17 protein-coding genes are annotated in these 18,496 nt (G+C 55.3%); 13 read left to right on the top strand and 4 right to left on the bottom strand.

Features of this window, described 5'->3' with window-relative positions:
• Window positions 1-2: 2 nt before the first annotated feature.
• The 4 genes from E1956_RS42065 to E1956_RS42050 all read left to right on the top strand — a co-directional run bounded on the left by E1956_RS42065 (window position 3) and on the right by E1956_RS42050 (window position 3,242).
• On the top strand, window positions 3-353 hold the full coding sequence (locus tag E1956_RS42065; protein ID WP_134759354.1) for a BON domain-containing protein: 351 nt from the start codon (window positions 3-5) through the stop codon (window positions 351-353).
• A 258-nt stretch (window positions 354-611) separates the two neighbouring features.
• Entirely contained in the window at window positions 612-1,247 is a 636-nt protein-coding gene (locus E1956_RS42060) for a YitT family protein (RefSeq protein ID WP_335930032.1), read from the top strand.
• Between the two features lie 271 nt (window positions 1,248-1,518).
• Window positions 1,519-2,775, top strand: coding sequence for an MFS transporter (locus E1956_RS42055; protein WP_134759350.1), 1,257 nt, complete (start codon window positions 1,519-1,521; stop codon window positions 2,773-2,775).
• The gene (locus E1956_RS42050; protein ID WP_134759348.1) at window positions 2,772-3,242 is read left to right on the top strand and encodes a VOC family protein; all 471 of its coding nucleotides are present in this window, start codon (window positions 2,772-2,774) and stop codon (window positions 3,240-3,242) included. The genes E1956_RS42055 and E1956_RS42050 overlap by 4 nt, the downstream gene beginning before the upstream one ends.
• Window positions 3,243-3,770: 528 nt before the next feature.
• Here the strand turns inward: E1956_RS42050 and E1956_RS42045 are convergent.
• The gene (locus E1956_RS42045; RefSeq protein WP_134759346.1) at window positions 3,771-4,274 is read right to left on the bottom strand and encodes a flavin reductase family protein; all 504 of its coding nucleotides are present in this window, start codon (window positions 4,272-4,274) and stop codon (window positions 3,771-3,773) included.
• Between the two features lie 52 nt (window positions 4,275-4,326).
• On the bottom strand, window positions 4,327-5,712 hold the full coding sequence (locus E1956_RS42040; protein WP_134759344.1) for an LLM class flavin-dependent oxidoreductase: 1,386 nt from the start codon (window positions 5,710-5,712) through the stop codon (window positions 4,327-4,329).
• Between the two features lie 634 nt (window positions 5,713-6,346).
• Between E1956_RS42040 and mdlC the strand changes: the two genes are divergently transcribed.
• The 6 genes from mdlC (at window position 6,347) to E1956_RS42010 (ending at window position 14,201) form a co-directional block, all read left to right on the top strand.
• Entirely contained in the window at window positions 6,347-7,924 is a 1,578-nt protein-coding gene (gene mdlC / locus E1956_RS42035; protein ID WP_134759342.1) for a benzoylformate decarboxylase, read from the top strand.
• Between the two features lie 18 nt (window positions 7,925-7,942).
• Entirely contained in the window at window positions 7,943-9,106 is a 1,164-nt protein-coding gene (locus E1956_RS42030) for an alpha-hydroxy-acid oxidizing protein (protein ID WP_134759340.1), read from the top strand.
• A gap of 17 nt (window positions 9,107-9,123) precedes the next feature.
• Window positions 9,124-10,203, top strand: coding sequence for an enolase C-terminal domain-like protein (locus E1956_RS42025; RefSeq protein WP_134759338.1), 1,080 nt, complete (start codon window positions 9,124-9,126; stop codon window positions 10,201-10,203).
• A gap of 63 nt (window positions 10,204-10,266) precedes the next feature.
• A complete protein-coding gene (locus E1956_RS42020; RefSeq protein ID WP_134759336.1) occupies window positions 10,267-11,616 on the top strand; it encodes an MFS transporter in 1,350 nt (449 codons plus the stop codon).
• A gap of 46 nt (window positions 11,617-11,662) precedes the next feature.
• Window positions 11,663-13,126, top strand: a complete 1,464-nt coding sequence (locus E1956_RS42015) for a benzaldehyde dehydrogenase (RefSeq protein WP_134759335.1) — start codon at window positions 11,663-11,665, stop codon at window positions 13,124-13,126.
• A gap of 172 nt (window positions 13,127-13,298) precedes the next feature.
• Window positions 13,299-14,201 (top strand): LysR family transcriptional regulator, encoded by a 903-nt coding sequence (locus E1956_RS42010; RefSeq protein WP_134759333.1) that lies wholly within the window; start codon window positions 13,299-13,301, stop codon window positions 14,199-14,201.
• Between the two features lie 255 nt (window positions 14,202-14,456).
• On the opposite strand, the gene E1956_RS42005 is transcribed toward E1956_RS42010, so the two are convergent.
• Window positions 14,457-14,696 carry a hypothetical protein gene (locus E1956_RS42005; RefSeq protein ID WP_134759331.1) on the bottom strand — a complete coding sequence of 80 codons (240 nt, stop codon included), beginning with the start codon at window positions 14,694-14,696 and terminating at the stop codon, window positions 14,457-14,459.
• A gap of 29 nt (window positions 14,697-14,725) precedes the next feature.
• On the opposite strand from E1956_RS42005, the gene E1956_RS42000 reads away from it, so the two are divergent.
• The 3 genes from E1956_RS42000 to E1956_RS41990 all read left to right on the top strand — a co-directional run bounded on the left by E1956_RS42000 (window position 14,726) and on the right by E1956_RS41990 (window position 16,633).
• Entirely contained in the window at window positions 14,726-15,118 is a 393-nt protein-coding gene (locus E1956_RS42000) for a hypothetical protein (RefSeq protein WP_134759329.1), read from the top strand.
• A 373-nt stretch (window positions 15,119-15,491) separates the two neighbouring features.
• Window positions 15,492-16,040, top strand: coding sequence for a carboxymuconolactone decarboxylase family protein (locus E1956_RS41995; RefSeq protein ID WP_134759327.1), 549 nt, complete (start codon window positions 15,492-15,494; stop codon window positions 16,038-16,040).
• Window positions 16,041-16,222: 182 nt separating this feature from the next.
• Complete coding sequence (locus E1956_RS41990) at window positions 16,223-16,633, top strand: type II restriction endonuclease (protein WP_134759325.1); 411 nt, start codon at window positions 16,223-16,225, stop codon at window positions 16,631-16,633.
• A 333-nt stretch (window positions 16,634-16,966) separates the two neighbouring features.
• Here E1956_RS41990 and E1956_RS41985 read toward each other — a convergent pair whose 3' ends face one another.
• Window positions 16,967-17,989, bottom strand: a complete 1,023-nt coding sequence (locus tag E1956_RS41985; protein WP_134759323.1) for a hypothetical protein — start codon at window positions 17,987-17,989, stop codon at window positions 16,967-16,969.
• Window positions 17,990-18,496 lie beyond the last annotated feature (507 nt).

Raw genomic sequence — 18,496 nt, 5'->3', positions numbered from 1 at the left:
GTATGATCAAGATCAGATGGAGTGGCGCAATTGTGTTCGCAGCGGTTGCATTAGCCTCTCTGAACTCGCAGGCTCAAGGAGGGGAGTCATTTTCTTCTGGACCTGCGACGGCGAGTAGTACGAAAGCGGTGAAGGCAGCGGATCGCGCACTGCAGCGCAGCGTTCGAAAGGCACTTGCGAAAACAAAAGGTCTAACTATCACTGCTGTCACTGTCAAGGCTCGAAGCGGGGTGGTGGTGCTCGAAGGATCTGTTGTTGACCAATCTCAGGGTGATCTCGCTGCCGAAGTTGCGGCTAAAGTCCCTGGCGTCAATTCTGTCAAGAACGACCTGACAGTGCGTCCTATTCAATAAAGAAAGAGCACATGCGCGTTGTGCGTGCCGGTTCGGCGTACACGAGTTCTGGTTAGCACAGTAATCTGGTCGGTGCTCTGTTGCCGGGCACGGTATACGCTAGGGATGGGGACCAGCCCTGCGATAGTAAGGGCGGTTCGATTTTCTGTGTTGGAAATTCCATATGGATGTCGGAAAGCACTCACGAAACCGGAAGGCTGATGGGAATTTTGAGAATAACTCTGCGCTCTTCGCGTTTCAGTTAATTCGCTGATTGCGATGCGATCCCCTATGCCACGGCAGTCACAGAACTCGTCGGCTCCGAGTCGTCACCTTTTTTACGAAGATGCACTGGCCTTGGTGATCGGTTCGATGCTGGTTTCCACCGGAATCGGTCTCTACGGGTACGTGGGACTGCTGACCGGTGGAACGGCCGGAATCACGTTTCTGATCCATTACCTCACAGGTGCCCCGTTCGGCCCAGTTTTCTTTCTGGTCAATCTTCCCTTCTGCGTTTTTGCATTTCGTAACATGGATCGTCGCTTCAGGCGAAAGTCCCTTGTTGCCTCATCCCTAGTTTCAATCTTTACTATAGTCCAACCACAGCTAGTCCATTACAGCAAGGTCAATCTTCCTTACTCGGCGGCGCTGGGTGGCGTGATGATGGGGACTGGCTTCGTCGTTCTTTTTCGGCATCAGGCGTGTCTTGGCGGCGTAAACTTCGTCGCCCTTTTTTTTCAAGAGGCGTACGGCTTTCGCGCAGGGAAGATTCAGATGGTAGTCGACGTGATGATTCTCATGGCGTCGTGCTTCATCGTAAAGCCGCTGATTCTTGCGGGCTCCGTCATGGGTGCCATTGTTTTGAATCTCGTCATCGCACTCAATCACCGACCCGGTCGGTACACCGGCGCGTAGCTGACGGGCCGAGCGGCTACGGGGGGGCTTCAATGACGGCCCAAACGTGCTGGCAACAATTCCACGAAACCGGTTGTCACAGGATCGTGTGATTGGAGATCGTAGGAGGCCAGAGGATACTGATATTGGGTCCGGCTAGGCGCAATTGGCGTATCACGTCATTATGCTGAAGGTCTTGCGGATGGTGCAGGATTCGTCACGCAGGACTTTCTAAACTAAATTGTCAGACGGGGCCCTACCCATAACAGCGGCAAATATTCATCGTTTGGCCATGACTACTTTCAAAAGTGAACTGCGCGAAGGATGGCGCGATATCGTCGGCGCTGGGATTGGTCTTGGCTGTGGCATCGGTGCTTATACGCCTGTGTCGAGCCTCTTCTTTCGTGCGTTAGAGCACGAGTTCAACTGGTCAAGGGCTGCCGCGACGGCGTCTCTGATCGCGCTGCCTCTAACTGCTGCAGTTCTCCCGATCTTCGGGTTGGTACTTGATCGAATCGGAGTGCGTCGCGTCGCCTTGGCATCGGCACTAGCTATAACAGCATGCTATCTCGGCCTGTCATTCATGACAGGTGCCTTGCTACAATTCTACATTCTCATTCTACTGCTCAACGTCTTGGGTGCCGGTACAGGTCCGATCACCTATACGCGGCAGATTGCAGCCCGATTTCAGGCTGGCAGGGGCGCTGCGCTGGCTTGTGCGTTGGTCGGGATAGCTGGCGCGGGCATGGTTTTGCCCGCCGTGCTATACCATACCTTGTCGGCTGGAGGCTGGAGAGCGGGATATAGCCTAATGGCTCTTTTGACATTGGGCGGCACGGTTGTCGCTCTCGTTTGTATCGGGAATCGAAAGGCGGATCCGGGCCGTAGCTGCCTTGAGGAAGGCGGCCTCAGTGCATTACAGGCTGCGGGCACGTCCGCCTTCTGGTGTTTGGGGGTGGCGATCTTTCTCGTCAGCGCTGCAACCATAGGTATGGTCTCGCAATTCCAGTCCCTGTTGATCGAAAAAGGATTCTCGCCTCAACGCGCAGCCGAGCTGCTTTCGGTATTGGCAGCTGCCGTATTGATTAGCCGAGTAATTGTCGGCCGAACACTGGACCTCGGACATCCGAAGCAAGTGGCAGCCGCTGTTTTGATGTTGGCGGCGCTCGGTGCAGCGATGTGGATAGGGCGACCCGGGACAGCGGGCGCGATTATCGGTGTATTGCTGTTCGGCTTCGCTATCGGTGCGGAGCTTGATCTGCTGTCATTTTTTATTGCCGCCTGCTTCGGCCTGCGCCGGTATGGCGTTATCTACGGCTGGCTCGGCGCGTTCTTCTATACGGGCATGGCGGCGGGCGGACTCGGGTATGCGGTCCTGCATGATAGGACCGGATCTTACCAGTTCGCCATCTACGGCTCAGTCGCTCTACTGGTTGTGAGCGCCGGCCTGTTTCTGACCTTGAAAGTCCGGGGCACGGAGGAGAACGGCACAAAGACTCAGATCTTCTCATCAGCCAATACGGCTCTCAATACAAAGGAATCGCCATGACCCTGCCCCGCATTAACGGGATTCATCACCTAAAATTCGCCGTTTCTGATCTTGACCGCAGTTTGGCCTTTTACGAAAAATCGCTGGGCGCACGTCGAATCGAAAAATTCGATCATCGGCGACCGGATGGTGTTTTATTCGCGTACATCCTCGAGGTAGATGGGCTTGGAACGCATCTCGAGCTCAGACTTTCGCCAGAACAGGCCGCCAGCGAAGCTGGGCGTGACCACGTGACGTTGACCGTAGACACGCACGACGAGTTGAAGGCGTGGGAGGCTCATTTCGAAAGCGTTGGCGTGTCCCACTCGCCAGTGCTTACTGGACTCGTCGGTTGGGTTCTTGTCCTCGAAGACCCAGATCGTCGACGCATCCGTTTCTATACACGCGAAACACATCCAATGGGTGTGGGCGTGTCGTCAGATCCGTATTGGTTGGGAAATGACCATGAGTCGCCGAAGGATTCCTGATATGACGCGTTGCCGTGGATGTTAATGTCCCTCGGTGACGTTGCAGTTAGTGCGGTGCGACATTCCCGGGCCAAGCTTCTGGCCCGGGATTTTTTTTGGGCGCTCCGTCACATACTCGTATCGTGGTCATTCGCGGGCGCCGATGGGAAGCTCGAACGATGTAGCAGTTCTTGTCGCCTGGCTGGGGATCACGTGCCGAAGGCACGGCACCGCCGCCGGGAGGCGGCGGATTTAGCGGAAAAAAGTTCTTCCGCCAAAAGACATAGCAAACATACCGTGAAGTTTTTAAGAAAAGAAGTTTTTGATATGTTGTAGCTATCGATTTTAGCGCCCGGCATATCCTTCAGACCGCGCTTCTTTGACGGTAGTGAGAGCTGGCCTAAAATGGAGCCGGATTTTGACTGCGAAACGGTACGTGTAGAAGGACGCGGAGGGGGTTGTGCGCTAGCAGGCAACCGCGCGCCGCTTTCGGAGTATGTCAAAGCCACCGCATTGCGTCGCGACGGGCGACAGCGAGTTCCTGACTATTTACGGTACCTCGGAAACGGAAGTGTATTGCCCGTTCGTGTATAAAAGAGGGGATGATTTTCCAGTGTGTTCGCTTCCGAGGATGCGCTTGCAAGTGCCGACGACGATATCGTGCGTGCCGAAAGAGAAGTTCGACGCAATGTCGCAGAATATATTCACTGGCGAATCTGCGAGATACGGGATCCCATCAGAGTCACAATTCCATCTGCCAGTGGAGAATTTCTCCAGAGGATTTGTCACTGTACGGCTGAACGCTACGGATATCTCTTGATGCTGGGTGGCTAGCAGGTTCACGCAGAATTCCGATGCCTCGGAAATGGCGGCATGAAAGTTGTTGTCACGGTTGATGCACAAAAGCAGGGAGGGTGGGTCCGCACATAGAGATGTGATTGCTGTCGCAGTCATGCCGTACCAGGTTCCATGGGTACAGCAGGTGACGATATTAACTGAGGCGGCGTACTGCCTCATGGCGCTTCGAAAAGCGCTTTCCAGTTCCTCTTTCATCTTTTCGGTCGATACCTGAGAGAGTTCGAAGGCGTATCCACAGTTCTAGATGCTAGCTGTGGGGGCTTGGTTCCGGCTGTACGGTGGCTGAAGGGCTATGCACCGTGATAAAACTGTTCGCTGGCCTCGGCAGTCCGAGACGCTCGCGGAGCGTTTTTCCATCATAAGCGCGTCGTGCGACGCCGCGGTCTCGAAGAATCGGAAGAACAAGTCTGTCAAAATCATCGACCGACTGTGGCATGACACCTGGGATGAGCATAAAGCCGTCGGCCGCGCCATCGTTACGCCATTCAATGAGGGTCTCTGCAACGCGCTCCGCAGACCCAACCAGTGTTAAATGCCCCCGTGCGGGAGCGAGGCGTTGGTAGAGTTCGCGGACAGTCAGGGTACCGTCGGCTCCCATCGCTTGGATCATTTCAAGTCGGCTTTTCGACGTGTTCACGTCCGTGAGCATCGGCAAAGGCTTGTCCACATCGATATTCGAGAACTCTTCCTTGCCGAGCAGCTTTGCGAGAAGTTCACGTCCGACCTCAGGGTGGATCAGATCTTGCAACTGTGCAAACTTCGCCTGTGCTTCAGCATCGGTCTCTCCGACGACCGCATACACGCCTGGCATGACCATCAGTGATTCTGGCGTCCTGCCATGCGCGGCGAGACGGTCCTTGATTGAGCGATAGAAGAGTTGAGCCCCTTTTTTGTCAGTTTGCGCTGTAAAAACAATGTCGGCGGTCCTGGCTGCAAGGTCTTGCCCGGTATTCGAGGATCCTGCTTGAATGATCACGGGTCGTCCCTGTGGCGGACGTGACACGTTTAACGGTCCTTTGACAGAGTAATACTGGCCCTTATGGTTTAGCGCGTGCAGTTTGGTCGAATCGATGGCAATTCCCGATTCTTTGTCCCCAACAAGAGCGTCTTCTTCCCAGCTATCCCACAACTGCTGAACTATCTCGACGTATTCGGCAGCACGAGCGTACCGATCAGAGTGCTGCAAGTGAGCATCGAGGCCGTAATTCTGCGCCTCGAGGTCGGACTGCGAGGTAACGAGGTTCCATCCTGCGCGGCCACCGCTTAAATGGTCTAGTGAGGCGAATGCACGAGCGGTAGCGTACGGAAACGAATAGGTTGTGGAAACGGTTGCTGCAAGTCCAATGTTTTTCGTCACCACTGACAGGGCCGAAAGAAGACTGAGTGGTTCCAGTTCGAGGTGAGGGTGGCGTGGGTAGCGACGTTCTCCGCCACGCTCGCCGTGGCTCATAAATAATGAGTCTGCGATGAACAGCAGATCGTAAAAGGAGCGTTCAGCTGATTCAGCAATCTTCCTGAAGTATTCAAAGTTGGCTGAATCGTTAAGAGGTGCGTCGGGGTGACGCCATGCTGCAGTATGGGTTCCTGTCGGGGTCAACAGCAGGGCGAGAGGCATATGCTTTCGTACGTCCATGACTTTTCCGTGAGAGCGATAATGAATGAACTTCACGCCTTTGTATCGATGTACCGATCGAGCAGGGTGACCTGTTACACACAACCAAAAACGTATGGGACCTTACGGTTTAAGTATAGTTGTACCACGCTAACCTGCAACGCAGAGAAAACCCGAACGGCCCGCGAGACCAGAAGGCATCGGCATCCATTTCTCGGGAACAGTGCAGACAAGCTTGTTCGATTGCTAAAACATCGATGGACGGATCATTGACGTTGTTTAGGAACTTTCATGCTAACGGCATGCGTTCATCTGCAATCGCTGGAAGAGCAGGCGTCAAGCCGTCCAGTTTCGATTTGTAAGGCACCTTACAAATTTAACCATGTCGGGACCGATGTTGACCGCAAAGTCAAGGATAGTTTGAGTAAGCCTGCGTACGCAGATTTCTCCGAAGGCCAATCGGCCGTTACGAACGTAGCGACACAATCGCGATCTCGTGAAGTGTGACGAAGTCTTGCCAAATGGGTCCCCGCGAGTCCGTCGGCATGGCGGGGCGAGTTATATAGACCGTGTCTATTTCGAGAACCAAAAAATGATGATTGGATGGATCGCGAGCCGGAAGTTAGCATGCGAGGATCGATGAGGACTATGGCGTATGACGACCGTTCACCAAGCATGCTACGAGATTCTGCGCGAGCAAGGATTAACGACCTTCTTCGGAAACCCTGGCTCGAATGAACTACCGTTTCTCAAGGACTTCCCAAAGGACTTTCGCTATATTCTCGGCTTGCACGAGGGAACAGTTCTCGGCATGGCTGATGGTTTCGCCCAAGCGAACGGGAAGCCGGCGCTCGTAAATCTCCACTCGGCGGCCGGCACAGGTAATGCCATGGGCGCGCTCACCAACGCGTGGAATTCGCACACACCGCTGGTCGTAACTGCCGGGCAGCAGGTACGATCGATGGTGGGCGTTGAGGCGTTGCTGGCGAACGTTGATGCTGCCAGTTTGCCACGACCTCTCGTCAAGTGGAGCTGCGAGCCGACTTGTGCGCAGGAGGTGCCGCTGGCCTTGAGTCGGGCGATTCATACGGCGGCAACGCCGGCTAAGGGGCCTGTGTACCTGTCTGTGCCCTATGACGACTGGAAAGAGGAGGTTAAGCCGGGTGTCGAACACCTTGTCAGTCGACGCGTTGAGTTGGCCGGCCTGCCGTCCCCGGACACGCTCTATTCGCTCGCACGCAGGCTCGAGCAAGCGTCGAATCCAGTGATGGTCGTTGGTCCGGACGTCGACGCGTGCGGTGCTAACGGATCAGCGGTCGAGCTTGCCGAAAAGTTGTCCATGCCAGTGTGGATGGCGCCTTCGGCGCCGCGCTGTTCGTTCCCTACATCACACCCGTGCTTCCGCGGATTGCTTCCTGCGGGCATTGCGAGCATTAGCCGGTTGCTTGACGGGTACGATCTTGTACTAGTCGTGGGTGCCCCGGTATTCAGGTATCACCAGTACGAGCCCGGTGACTACCTGCCCAAGGGCACGCGCCTTATTGCGATTACCTGTGACATCAACGAGGCGACGCGCGCGCCAATGGGCGACGCGATTATTGCAGACATCGCTTTGACGCTGCGGATGTTGTGCGAAACGACCAATAAGGCTTCGCGTCCCATGCCGCTCTCGCTGAGTCGTCCTGAACCGGCTCCGGAGCGACCGGGCCCTCTCGCCCCCGAACGCGTTTTTGACATTCTCGACGAAGTGGCGCCGCACGACGCAATTTACGTAAACGAGTCGACCTCGACGACGAACATCCTGTGGAAGCGGCTCCGTATGACGGAGCAGGGGAGTTATTACTTCGCCGCCGCTGGTGGACTCGGATTTGCGCTCCCGGCCGCAGTCGGCATCCAGTTGGCAAAGCCTGACAGGCGCGTGATTGGGGTGATTGGTGACGGGTCGGCGAACTATGGAATTCAGGCGCTCTGGACGGCGGCCCAATATAACATTCCTGCCATCTTCGTCATCTTGAAGAACGGTACATATGGCGCGTTGCGATGGTTCGCAGGTGTGCTGCAGGTGGAGGACGTACCCGGTCTCGACGTGCCCGGAATCGACTTCTGTGCACTCGCGCGCGGATATGGCGTGCAGGCGATGCGCGCCGCGTCCAGCGATTCATTGAGGCAATCGCTTCAGCAGGCACTTGCGAGCAAATCGCCTGTACTTATCGAAGTTGAGACGCTGGCTTAAGAACACAGAGGTCGCACCATGAGTAAGTCAGTGAACGTCGCCGACTATCGTGCACTAGCGAAGAAGCGCCTTCCCAGAATCGTCTTCGATTACCTTGACGGCGGTGCTGAAGACGAAATAGGTCTACAACACAATCTTGATGTCTACCGTGAAGTTAAGTTACAGCCGCGTCGACTGATTGACATCAGCAAACGGAGCAGTCAGACGACTCTATTTGGCAGATTTTTGGCTGCGCCCCTTGTCATTGCCCCGACAGGCTTGAACAGTATCTTCTGGCCAGATGGTGATCTTGCGCTCGTCCAAGCCGCGGGAAAGTGCGGAATTCCGTTCGCTCTTTCGACCGCGTCGACTTCCTCGATCGAAACCGTAGCGAAGGTAGCGACCGGCGAGATATGGTTCCAGCTGTATGTTGTTCACCGTACGCTCGCGAAACTGCTCGTGAAACGCGCGTATGACGCCGGCTACACAACACTGGTGCTGACCACTGACGTGGGTGTCAACGGCAAGCGCGAACGTGACATGAGGAACGGCTTTAGCATGCCAATGCGGTACAGCGTGCGAACCGTCGTCGACGGCATGCTGCATCCGCGTTGGGCATACGACTTGGTGCGCTACGGCATGCCTCAACTTGCAAACTTCGCGAGTCAAGACGTGCAGGACGTGGAGTTACAGGCGGCGTTGATGAGCCGGCAGATGGATACGACCTTCGCATGGGATGACCTCAAATGGTTACGCGATCTCTGGCCTCACACGCTGCTCATCAAGGGGATCAGCCGCGCCGACGACGCCGAACGCTGCATCGCGTTTGGCGCGGATGGCGTGATTCTCTCTAACCACGGTGGCCGTCAACTGGATAGCGCTATCGCGCCCCTCGAAGCCTTAAGCGAAACTGCGGATCGGATTGCCGCGCCCGTGCTGATCGATAGCGGAGTCCGTCGCGGCTCGGACGTCGTCAAGGCAGTGGCGTTGGGGGCGAAAGCCGTGCTGCTAGGTAGAGCCACGCTGTATGGGCTTGCCGCAGATGGGCAGCGCGGGGTCGAATCCGTGCTGTCGATCATGAAGAGGGAAATCGACACCACGCTCGCGCAGATCGGTTGCCCGGACGTGGAACAACTAACGCGCGATTTCGTCTCTACCCCCCAATCGCACGTATCTGTGGCCTTGGGCCGCGAATGTATCTGACACTCCGGTGGCAAAGAATGGACGACATCAAAATTACCGGGCTGCGCGCCCGCGCAGTCAATGTACCGCTTCAGTATCCCGTCAAGACGGCTGTTGGCGTTGTGGCGACGTCCCCGTTGGTCCTTATCGACCTTCTGACCAATGCGGGTATAACCGGGTGCGCCTATCTCTTCACGTACACGCCATTAGCGCTCAAACCGGTGCAACAGATGGTGGAAGAGCTGGCGGCTGTTGTTGAAGGCATGAGCCTGGCTCCATACGAGATCGGTCGAGTGCTGCAGTCGCGTTTCAGGCTGCTTGGAAATACCGGCCTCGTGCGCATGGCGACGGCCGGCATCGATATGGCGGCCTGGGATGCACTTGCGAAAGCACACATCTTGCCACTCGTTGAGCTTTTAGGTGGGACTGTACGTCCGCTCCCGGCCTACGACAGTCATAGCATGGACGATGTTGAGCTCGCCGTGAAGCGAGCCCACGATGCCGCGCAACAGGGGTTTACTGCCATTAAAACAAAAATCGGTTACCCGACGCTGGAGCACGATCTATGTGTTGTGCGCGCAATCCGCGATGTCGTCGGTGAAGGCGTCCAGATCATGGTCGACTACAACCAGGGGCTGACGGTGCCTGAAGCCGTGCGACGGGGGCGCGTGTTGGGCGAGGAAGGGGTTGCCTGGATTGAAGAGCCGACCCTGCAGAACGACTTCGCAGGGCATTCAGTCATCCGAAATGCGGTGCGAACGCCGGTCCAAATGGGGGAAAACTGGTTTGGGCCGGACGAGATGAACAAAGCCATCGCGGCTGGCGCGTGCGATCTTTGCATGCCCGATCTGATGAAGATTGGCGGAGTCAGTGGGTGGCTACAAGCGAGTGTTCTGGCGGAACAGCATAGCCTGCCGATGTCGAGCCACATCTTCCAGGAGTTCAGTGCGCACTTGCTAGCGGTGACTCCAACCTGTCATTGGCTCGAGAAGATGGACCTTGCAGGTCCCGTTCTGGAACCGGTGATCGAATTCAAGGACGGCAAGGCACATTTTGGCACCGAACCGGGCGCCGGCATCATTTGGCGGGAACAGGAAATCGAGCGGTACACCGTGTGATCTTGCGACTTGTTGGACAAGAAGCGCCAAATATAAATACTCGTGACAAAGTTGGAGACACAGATGAACCACAACGTCATCGACGATGTGTTGAAGGACACTCCCCTGAACTCGTTTCACGTCGCGATCATGTTCTGGTGCGCGATGCTCATGCTGTTTGATGGGTATGACCTCGTGATCTATGGGTCTGTGCTTCCTCAACTGATGATCGACTGGAAGCTCTCGCCAGTTGTCGCAGGGATAATCGGAAGCAGCGCGTTGACCGGAATGATGGTGGGCGCATTAACGCTCGGTAGCTCCTCGGACAGATTCGGGCGAAAACGTGTCATTCTTGCATGCCTAGGGGTCTTTGGTCTGGCCGCGTTGGGCAACGGATTTTGTGATAGCGCCACGCAGTTCACAGCATGCCGCTTTTTTACGGGCGTTGGCCTCGGTGGCATGGTTCCGAACGTAGTCGCGCTTATGACGGAGATGTCGCCATCTGGAAAGCGCAACATCATGGTGACCGTCATGCTGAGCTTCTATTCGGTAGGCGGCGTAATCGCGGCCCTAACAGGCAAAGTGATCACGCCGGCCTTCGGATGGCGTGCGAACTTCCTCGTTGCAGGCCTTCCCTTGTTGGTCCTCCCGGCCCTGTATTTCTGGCTGCCGGAGTCTATCAGCTACCTCATTGCACGTGGACGCTACACGGAAGCCGATCCCATACTCAAGCGGTATGCGCCCGAATTTCGCGGTAGTTCGTCGAGCCTTGCGACTTCGTCCGCTGAGGCGCAAGAAGATCCGGCGCGTTCGCGTACGGTCGAACTGTTTGCGCGCGGTAACATTTTGGACACGCTTCTCCTGTGGATCGCTTTCGGGATGTGCATGCTGATGGTGTATGGCTTGAACACTTGGCTACCCAAGTTGATGGCTGCGAACGGTTACTCGCTTGGGTCGAGTCTGACGTTCCTCACCGTTCTCAATGTTGGAGCGATATTTGGCGGTTTGTTTAGCGGGTGGCTTGCAGACCGATACGGCGGCAAGCCGACGTTGATTCTGTTCTTCGTGATCGCAGCTATTTCTATCTTCCTGCTTGGATACAGGCAGACCACAGTCGTACTGAATCTGCTTCTCATGTGCGCCGGTGCGACGACAGTCGGCACTTTGTGCGTCGTGCATTCGTTTGCGGCGCAGCTATACCCGTCCGCAATCCGGTCAACGGGGATTGGTTGGGCGGCCGCAGTAGGCAGACTTGGTGCAATTGCAGGTCCGGCGCTAGGCGGTTACCTGCTTAGCCAGAAATTTTCAATCGGCTTTAACTTCATGGTGTTCGCCATTCCCGGCGCAGTTGCCGCGATTGCCTCCCTCGCGATTTCAAGAAACGGAAACAACGTTCCAGACCGTATGCAGCAATTGGTTGCACCCGCTGATTGAGCAATATGGCAACAGAAGTCATATAAACAATTTTTGGAGAGACAGAATGAGCGAAGTTAACCAGTCGTGCGTTTGGGAAGGTCATATCTTTTCGAACGGATGGGGAAGCGCCACGGGCGGTGTTGCGCCCGTCATTGAGCCGTCCACGGGAGAAATACTTTCGACGATCGGAGTGGGACTTCCTGAGGACGTGGATCTCGCAGCGACGTCGGCCGCAGAAGCTCAGCAGTCTTGGGCGTCGATGCCGTTCGACCAGCGGGCCGCGATATTGCGTGAGGCAGCGAGACTACTCAAGGACCGCGCAGCCGAGATCAATGAATGGAACGTTCGCGAGTGCGGTTCGACACCTGCGAAGGCCGAGTGGGAACTGCACGCGACATACGAGCAACTGCTTATGGCAGCTGCGATGCCGATGCAGCCTGATGGCGCTTTGTATCCTTCTGCGATGCCGGGCCGATTGAATATCTGTCGCCACGTCCCTGTCGGTGTGGTCGGTGTCATTGCTCCATGGAATTTCCCGATCCTCCTTGCCATGAGGTCGGTCGCACCCGCTCTGGCAGTTGGCAATGCTGTCATCCTCAAGCCTGATCTGCAGAGCGCGGTATCAGGTGGTCTCCTGTTGGCCAGCGTGTTCGAAGATGCGGGCTTGCCGAGCGGGGTCTTGCACGTCATCCCCGGCGGGCCAGTCACGGGCGATGCACTGGTGCGTCATCCCAAGGTAGGGATGATCTCGTTTACTGGTTCGACGGCAGTTGGTCGCTCAATCGGACAGATCTGCGGGCAGATGCTCAAAAAAGTCGCACTTGAGTTAGGTGGCAACAACGCGATTGTTGTGCTCGACGACGCTGACGTCGACGCGGCGGCATCGAGCGGTGCATGGGGTGCTTTTCTTCATCAGGGCCAGATCTGTATGCAGACAGGCCGTCATCTCGTACACCGCTCCCTAGTGAATGAATACGCGCAAAAGCTAGCTGAGCGCGCGAAAAAGTTGCTAGTGGGTGACCCGCATAAGGATCAAGTCCACTTGGGGCCTTTGATCAATCAGAAGCAACGGGACCGCATCGACAACATCGTCCAGAAAAGCATCGCCTCCGGAGCAACTTTGTTGACGGGGGGGAAATACACGAATCTCTTTTATGAACCGACTGTCTTGGCAGGTGTGACCAAGGACATGCCAGCCTTCACTGACGAGATTTTTGGACCGGTTGCGCCGATCACTGTCTTTGACAACGATGATGAAGCGGTGGCACTCGTCAACACATCGGATTATGGCTTGGCGGCGGCGGTACACACGCGGTCCATGTCGCGCGGTTTGGCATTGTCTTCGCGGATCCGGGCGGGTATGGTTCATGTGAACGATCAAACGGTCAATAACGAATTCCACATTCCGTTCGGCGGTATGGGCTCGTCGGGGAATGGAGGAAGATTCGGCGGGCCGGCGAATTTCCATGAGTTTACGCAGACTCAGTGGGTTAGTGCTCTGGACAAACCGATTATTTACCCCTTCTGATCTCGATTAGCCACGAGTTGCCGAAATACGTTCAGGCCGGCAACTCGTGCGACAGTTTATACTCGAATTCGAGGAAGATGCCTGCTGAATGCTGGCATCATCCGGTCGCTGCAAGTGACGAAGTGAATATGGATAATCTTGCGGCGGTCGATTTTCAACCGAGTCAAAACTCATGGAATTGCGGCATTTGCGCTATTTTGTTGCCGTGGTTGAGGAGCGCAATATCACGCGAGCCGCACTACGACTGCATATGGCGCAGCCGCCATTAAGCAGGCAGATCCGCCAACTAGAGGATCTGTTGGGTGCGCAACTGTTTGTACGAAATTCACGCCTACTAGAGCTGACAGATACAGGCCGTTTTTTCTATTCGCACGCACTGCAAGTGTTGGCGCAAGCGGATCAATTGGAGTCGATGACTCGACGTGTTAGCAAGGTTGAGCGTGGTCTGTCAGTAGGGTTCGTTGGTTCGACGCTGTATGGCCTGCTACCGAAGGTCATACGGCGGTTTCGCAACGAGTACAGCGATGTTGTGCTGACGTTGCACGAACTGTCGACGATGGATCAAATCAAGGCACTGAGTGATGGCACCATAGATGTTGGGTTTGGTCGGATTCGTTACGAAGATCCAAAGGTCAGGCGTATTGTTTTGCGCGACGAGCGCATGATTGTCGCGCTACCGGCTGGACATGCGTTATCGGAATCTCGACAGGCGCTGTCTATTCGGGATCTGATCAACGATACCCTCATAATTTTTCCCAAAGCGCCGCGCCCAAGTTTTGCTGACCAGGTGCTCGCGGGATTTCGAGATCGGGGGCTCCAGCCGAAGTCCATCTACGAAACTCGTGAAGTGCAAATCGCACTTGGGCTCGTCGCCGCTGGTGAGGGAATCTCGATCGTCCCTGGCAGCATCTACGGACTCAAGCGCGACGACGTAAGTTACAAGGAACTCGACGGAGAAGACCTAACGTCGCCTATCATCATGAGTTTTCGCGCGTCCGACGAATCTGAGGAATTATCGCGCATGCTCGACCTTATCTATAGGCTGTACGAAGAAGAGAACATCGACCATTTCTGACCGGTCACTCTCTTCTTCTTCCTTCGACGACCGCAGTGTGTCTGACCGACGATTCAAATGCGTTCTTGGCGTTGATAGTGATCCATCAGCGCGATGGCGTAACGGGTCGATGCTGTAAAAGTGCTTTGATCTACACCCAGGTGGAGCGAGGACTGTCCGCCGACAAATATGATGACTGTGCTGATCGTTGCAACGTATTTCAGTCTTTAGGGGAGAGCTCAGCCCGGCCTTGTCGTGAGCGAATAATTCCTCCCATCAGTCATTCTCGGCCGTCTTCCCGTCCTGCTCTAGTCTTTCGAGTTTGCGCGGTGCGATGAACGATTGGCTTGTTGTGGCGAGTATCTTCGCCAATGGCGTGCCAATTTGCAATTGATAGCTTTTTCCGAAAGACGTGCGGCGGTGCGGAGTCAGAATGTCTCCACGGCTCAACAATTCAGTGATCTCCGCTACCACGCGGACTGAGATTGTCACGAAGGTGAGATAGGTTTGACGCATGTGCCAGTGATGGCGTGCGGAGACGAGCTATGAGTGCAGGCGACGTACCGCGCGAAAAGCGGGGAGCGTTTGACAGACTCGGAGTATCACCAGGCCTTCTTTTGAGTGTATGCGTCTGGATATGGGCGATGGTGGAGTTGCCTTGGGAGTTCGCGGGATGCGAGAAGATAGATGAGGCACTTGCGCTTGTGCTTTCAAAGGCGATCCTTGGGACCTCCGTTTTTTTCGCGTTGCGCGGATTGGTCCTTGCCAGATCTGTGGTGATCTTTATCTGTGCAACTAGTGTCGTCGCGATTGTACCGAGCATTTCAACCGAGTATGACGCTTTCAGACTGGGTTTCTACCTGTCTGTCATTGAATGCGTACTAAAAGGCGCGACGCTGCTAATCCTGCTGAGAGAAGGCGCCGCGAAAAGCCGATGATGGACAGTGCGTTTTAGGCACGCGAGCTCATCGCGATATTGGCCTTTTCGGGTGATCATCATTTTCATGCACGCGTGTGACCACCACCACGCAGAGGAAAGCTTCGCGCAATTAGCAAGCGGGGATCGAGGACTTGCAAGACTCGTAAATGCTGCGTGCCCAGAGTCGGATTCCGGTTGTTCTCGCATATTCGATTCGAAAGTCTCGGAGGTAGTGGGGCGCAGGATCTGTTTGTGATTTTCGGTGAACCAGTGGGCGGCTGTTTGATTGTCAACGGAGGAAAGCTTGTTGGCGCATGTGCTCACTCCTGCCTAGGCAACGCTAGCACTAAGAATGGCTGAGCCATCGTGATAAATCGCATGAGGTAACTAATATGTCACTCATCCAGACGCCGGAGACGATCGAAGGCGCGCCCTTGGAATCACAGTCGTATCTTCAAGGCGTGCAACGCAAACTCGGCAAGGTTCCGAACATGTTTCGGCTAATATCGAATAGCCCGCAAATGCTTAAGGGCTACCTTGCATTCAACAACGCCCTTGGTGAGGGCATGCTCGACCGGAAGACCAGGAACAGGATTGCACTTGCAATCGCTCAGCTAGACGGGTGCCAGTATTGTCTCTCGGCTCATACGTACGTTGGTGTCCGCGTTGATGGCGTTGGAGAGGGGGAGGTTGCGGCCAACCGAAAGGGAACATCCAACGACGGGCGCGCGGCGGTAGCGGTCGAGTTTGCCGTTAAGCTGGCGAAGGATCGGGGTCAGGTAAGCGTTGAAGACGTTCAAAAAGTCAAGGACGCAGGGTACAGTGATGAAGAGCTGCTTGAGATTATTGGCCATGTGGCTATTAATACGTTTACAAACTATGTGAACGAGTCACTGCGGACGGTCGTTGACTTCCCGGCGGTACCGGTCGATATTGCGTAGTCTGGCTTGCCGTGGCCGCGCATGAGGTCACGCGTGGGAAGGCTGCGCCGCTGCTTCATACGCGTGAGCTTTTAGTCGTTCTGCTGCAGTCGGGGCGACCGTATCTCGTTCGCAGTGGAAGTACGTGTTGTTCGGTAGGCGTTAATAGGGAGTAGTAGGGTGTTACTGACGGGAGACAAAAGATGAGCGATAGAGCGATTGTCCTGAGAAACGCCTGTATCAAGTTGCTCTCGGCAACCGAAGCCGATCCGGAGAAGTCCCATCAACATGAGTTCAACGGAGTCGCGCAGCTCGAACAGATATTTGGCGAGGACAGCTTTGAACGAGAAGCGGTGTTCTCTTTGAGAGGGGAAGCCATTACCGACCGAGCTAAAGTGACTTGGTACGACGCTCGGAGAAAGCATCCGACGCGATCCGAACACCGGCTCTATTTTCGGGAAAACAAGGTGATGGCTCGCGCACATGAGGGAGACAACATCCTGATCGGGTTCGATAACGCAAACGAACTGCATTGCGTGCTGATACCAAGCGGCGCGAGTGGTCACCGGAACGACGTCTCGGGTTGGGAGGTTACGGCTGACGTGAACGTCTGATTTGCCAGTCTGCAGCCCGCAAGACGTGGTCACTGGCAAGACGATGGCAGCGTCGTAAGTAACGATAGCGGTTCTGACGCAAAGCGAACCGGTAGTGTCACTGCTAAGACGACGAAGAGCCGGGCAGGCGAGGTTTAAGATGGTGAGGCATCTAGGGCGATGCGCTGGTGTTGGTGCGCGCGGGGACTATGCGTGGTCGTAAGCGTGTAGTGCCAGTCGGGCGCTGAGCCGAGTCTGGCCGGACCAGGCCAGACCCTTTCAGCATCAAGGGCAGCGCAGCTTTCGGGAAGGCGGCTTTTGGGCGTTGAACCTTGAACCGGGTGGTGGCGCCTGCTAGGTCGCGTCGGCCATTGTTTCGTCGTTGACCCAGCTTCGCTCCTTTTCAGGATCTCGTCCTATAACAGTGACCGGATCGAACTGTTTTGCCACGCCACCGCTACCAAAGTCGCGTGGTGCCTTCGGGGTATCGGCGATACCGCCGTCTTCGTCATCTGGTGGAGGTGGATTTCCGCCGGTGTCGTGGAGCATTACCATGAAATCGCTCAGCGGGCAACAGAACAGCTCGTGATGCTGCGTAACCGCAATGACGTTCGTGTAGTCAATTGCCTCGGGTTCGGGCGCAACACCAGTGCCAGGAGTGTTTGACGGGTCGGTGTCGTCGCGCGGTGTGTTGCCGCCACCACCACCGCCACTACCCGATCCACCGCCCGCGCCAGAATTGCCACTCTTTGCTTTCACAAATAGGTCCACGTAGTTTTTAAACGTTGCGTACTCAGTGCCAAGGGTGAATAGCTTCTCGGTCTCTCGCCCCTTGGTCGGATCCCAATAGTCGTGTGCTCCGAGCGTGATCTTGTTTTCAACAGGCTTTCCATGCACGATGCTATGAAACGGGATTTCGTTGTTCTTCTTACCCAATTCGTGCCTGTAGAGGTGAAAGGTTGTCTGTGCTTCTGTCGACCCTAGGAATTTTCTGTTTTCGCTATTCGTTCCGGTTACTCCGTTCTTTTCTGATTCGGAGTTCTCTGCTTGATGCGTGGACTTGGGCGGACCGAATCGCTTAAACTCGATGAGACACCATTTCGTTCCTGCATTGCTTAGCACATCCCCAGCGCGCTCGTGCTTTCCGGAAAGTGGGCAAATCAGCGTGTATTCCTTCATATAGCGCAGAGCAAAAATATACTCAACTGTCTTCTCCCACCAGATTGGGCCGTCATCCGCGTTCTCGATTTGCCCACGGACTTCTGCCGCCCCGGACTCAATCGTGCGCTCTCTACGCGACTTGCTCCCGTCGGTCGCACTACCTCTTCGGGCTGACCCAGATCTCGTCCTGCGGGCTTCGTTTTTCTTTGTATTCATTGCTTTTCAAATCGCTTTATTGATGGATGCCGACATACGGCACAGCTAAGGTCGGCGACGCTGGAGTCGTCGCTGATGATATATTAAGTCGTGGCCTTTCCGAGTTGATTTGGAGGTGAATGTAATCTACTAGAGGTACATGCTTTGACGTCCACTCGTAGCATACGACTTCGATGAAGAGCGGTCACGTTCCGAAGAGAGTCCGCATTTCGCGTTAGGTCGGAACGCCGAATTAATGTAAGGGCGTCGCTAATTTCGGAGCATCATACGTTCAGGGAGTACACGGAAATTGATGCGATACGCATCGTTTCGGTGCTTCTCCGGTGTTCCCTGGTCGGCCGGTGGCGAAACGCGTGCGCGCCCTCTGGGAGCTTCGAGCGCTATCTTATTACTGAAGAAGAAAAGCGGGGGGGGGCGTGCAAATTTGAAAATTTCGGGGCTTTTCGGCAATTCAGAGTTGATTTCATGTATCTGATTTCATGTCATTTCGTAAGTGTCATGTTGAAT

The sequence above is a fragment of the Paraburkholderia pallida genome (genome assembly GCF_004524855.1).
GTDB lineage: Bacteria > Pseudomonadota > Gammaproteobacteria > Burkholderiales > Burkholderiaceae > Paraburkholderia > Paraburkholderia oxyphila.
This window is presented reverse-complemented; position numbering and strand designations above follow the sequence as displayed.

Excerpts from the sequence above, each read along its gene's own strand:
- E1956_RS42050 (WP_134759348.1), top strand. The coding sequence starts at position 2,772 with ATGACCCTGCCCCGCATTAACGGGATTCATCACCTAAAATTCGCCGTT.
- E1956_RS42005 (WP_134759331.1), bottom strand. The coding sequence starts at position 14,696 with ATGCGTCAAACCTATCTCACCTTCGTGACAATCTCAGTCCGCGTGGTA.
- E1956_RS42060 (WP_335930032.1), top strand. The coding sequence starts at position 612 with ATGCGATCCCCTATGCCACGGCAGTCACAGAACTCGTCGGCTCCGAGT.
- E1956_RS42010 (WP_134759333.1), top strand. The coding sequence starts at position 13,299 with ATGGAATTGCGGCATTTGCGCTATTTTGTTGCCGTGGTTGAGGAGCGC.
- E1956_RS42020 (WP_134759336.1), top strand. The coding sequence starts at position 10,267 with ATGAACCACAACGTCATCGACGATGTGTTGAAGGACACTCCCCTGAAC.
- mdlC (WP_134759342.1), top strand. The coding sequence starts at position 6,347 with ATGACGACCGTTCACCAAGCATGCTACGAGATTCTGCGCGAGCAAGGA.
- E1956_RS41995 (WP_134759327.1), top strand. The coding sequence starts at position 15,492 with ATGTCACTCATCCAGACGCCGGAGACGATCGAAGGCGCGCCCTTGGAA.
- E1956_RS42025 (WP_134759338.1), top strand. The coding sequence starts at position 9,124 with ATGGACGACATCAAAATTACCGGGCTGCGCGCCCGCGCAGTCAATGTA.
- E1956_RS42030 (WP_134759340.1), top strand. The coding sequence starts at position 7,943 with ATGAGTAAGTCAGTGAACGTCGCCGACTATCGTGCACTAGCGAAGAAG.
- E1956_RS42015 (WP_134759335.1), top strand. The coding sequence starts at position 11,663 with ATGAGCGAAGTTAACCAGTCGTGCGTTTGGGAAGGTCATATCTTTTCG.
- E1956_RS42045 (WP_134759346.1), bottom strand. The coding sequence starts at position 4,274 with ATGAAAGAGGAACTGGAAAGCGCTTTTCGAAGCGCCATGAGGCAGTAC.
- E1956_RS41985 (WP_134759323.1), bottom strand. The coding sequence starts at position 17,989 with ATGAATACAAAGAAAAACGAAGCCCGCAGGACGAGATCTGGGTCAGCC.
- E1956_RS42000 (WP_134759329.1), top strand. The coding sequence starts at position 14,726 with ATGAGTGCAGGCGACGTACCGCGCGAAAAGCGGGGAGCGTTTGACAGA.
- E1956_RS41990 (WP_134759325.1), top strand. The coding sequence starts at position 16,223 with ATGAGCGATAGAGCGATTGTCCTGAGAAACGCCTGTATCAAGTTGCTC.
- E1956_RS42055 (WP_134759350.1), top strand. The coding sequence starts at position 1,519 with ATGACTACTTTCAAAAGTGAACTGCGCGAAGGATGGCGCGATATCGTC.
- E1956_RS42065 (WP_134759354.1), top strand. The coding sequence starts at position 3 with ATGATCAAGATCAGATGGAGTGGCGCAATTGTGTTCGCAGCGGTTGCA.
- E1956_RS42040 (WP_134759344.1), bottom strand. The coding sequence starts at position 5,712 with ATGGACGTACGAAAGCATATGCCTCTCGCCCTGCTGTTGACCCCGACA.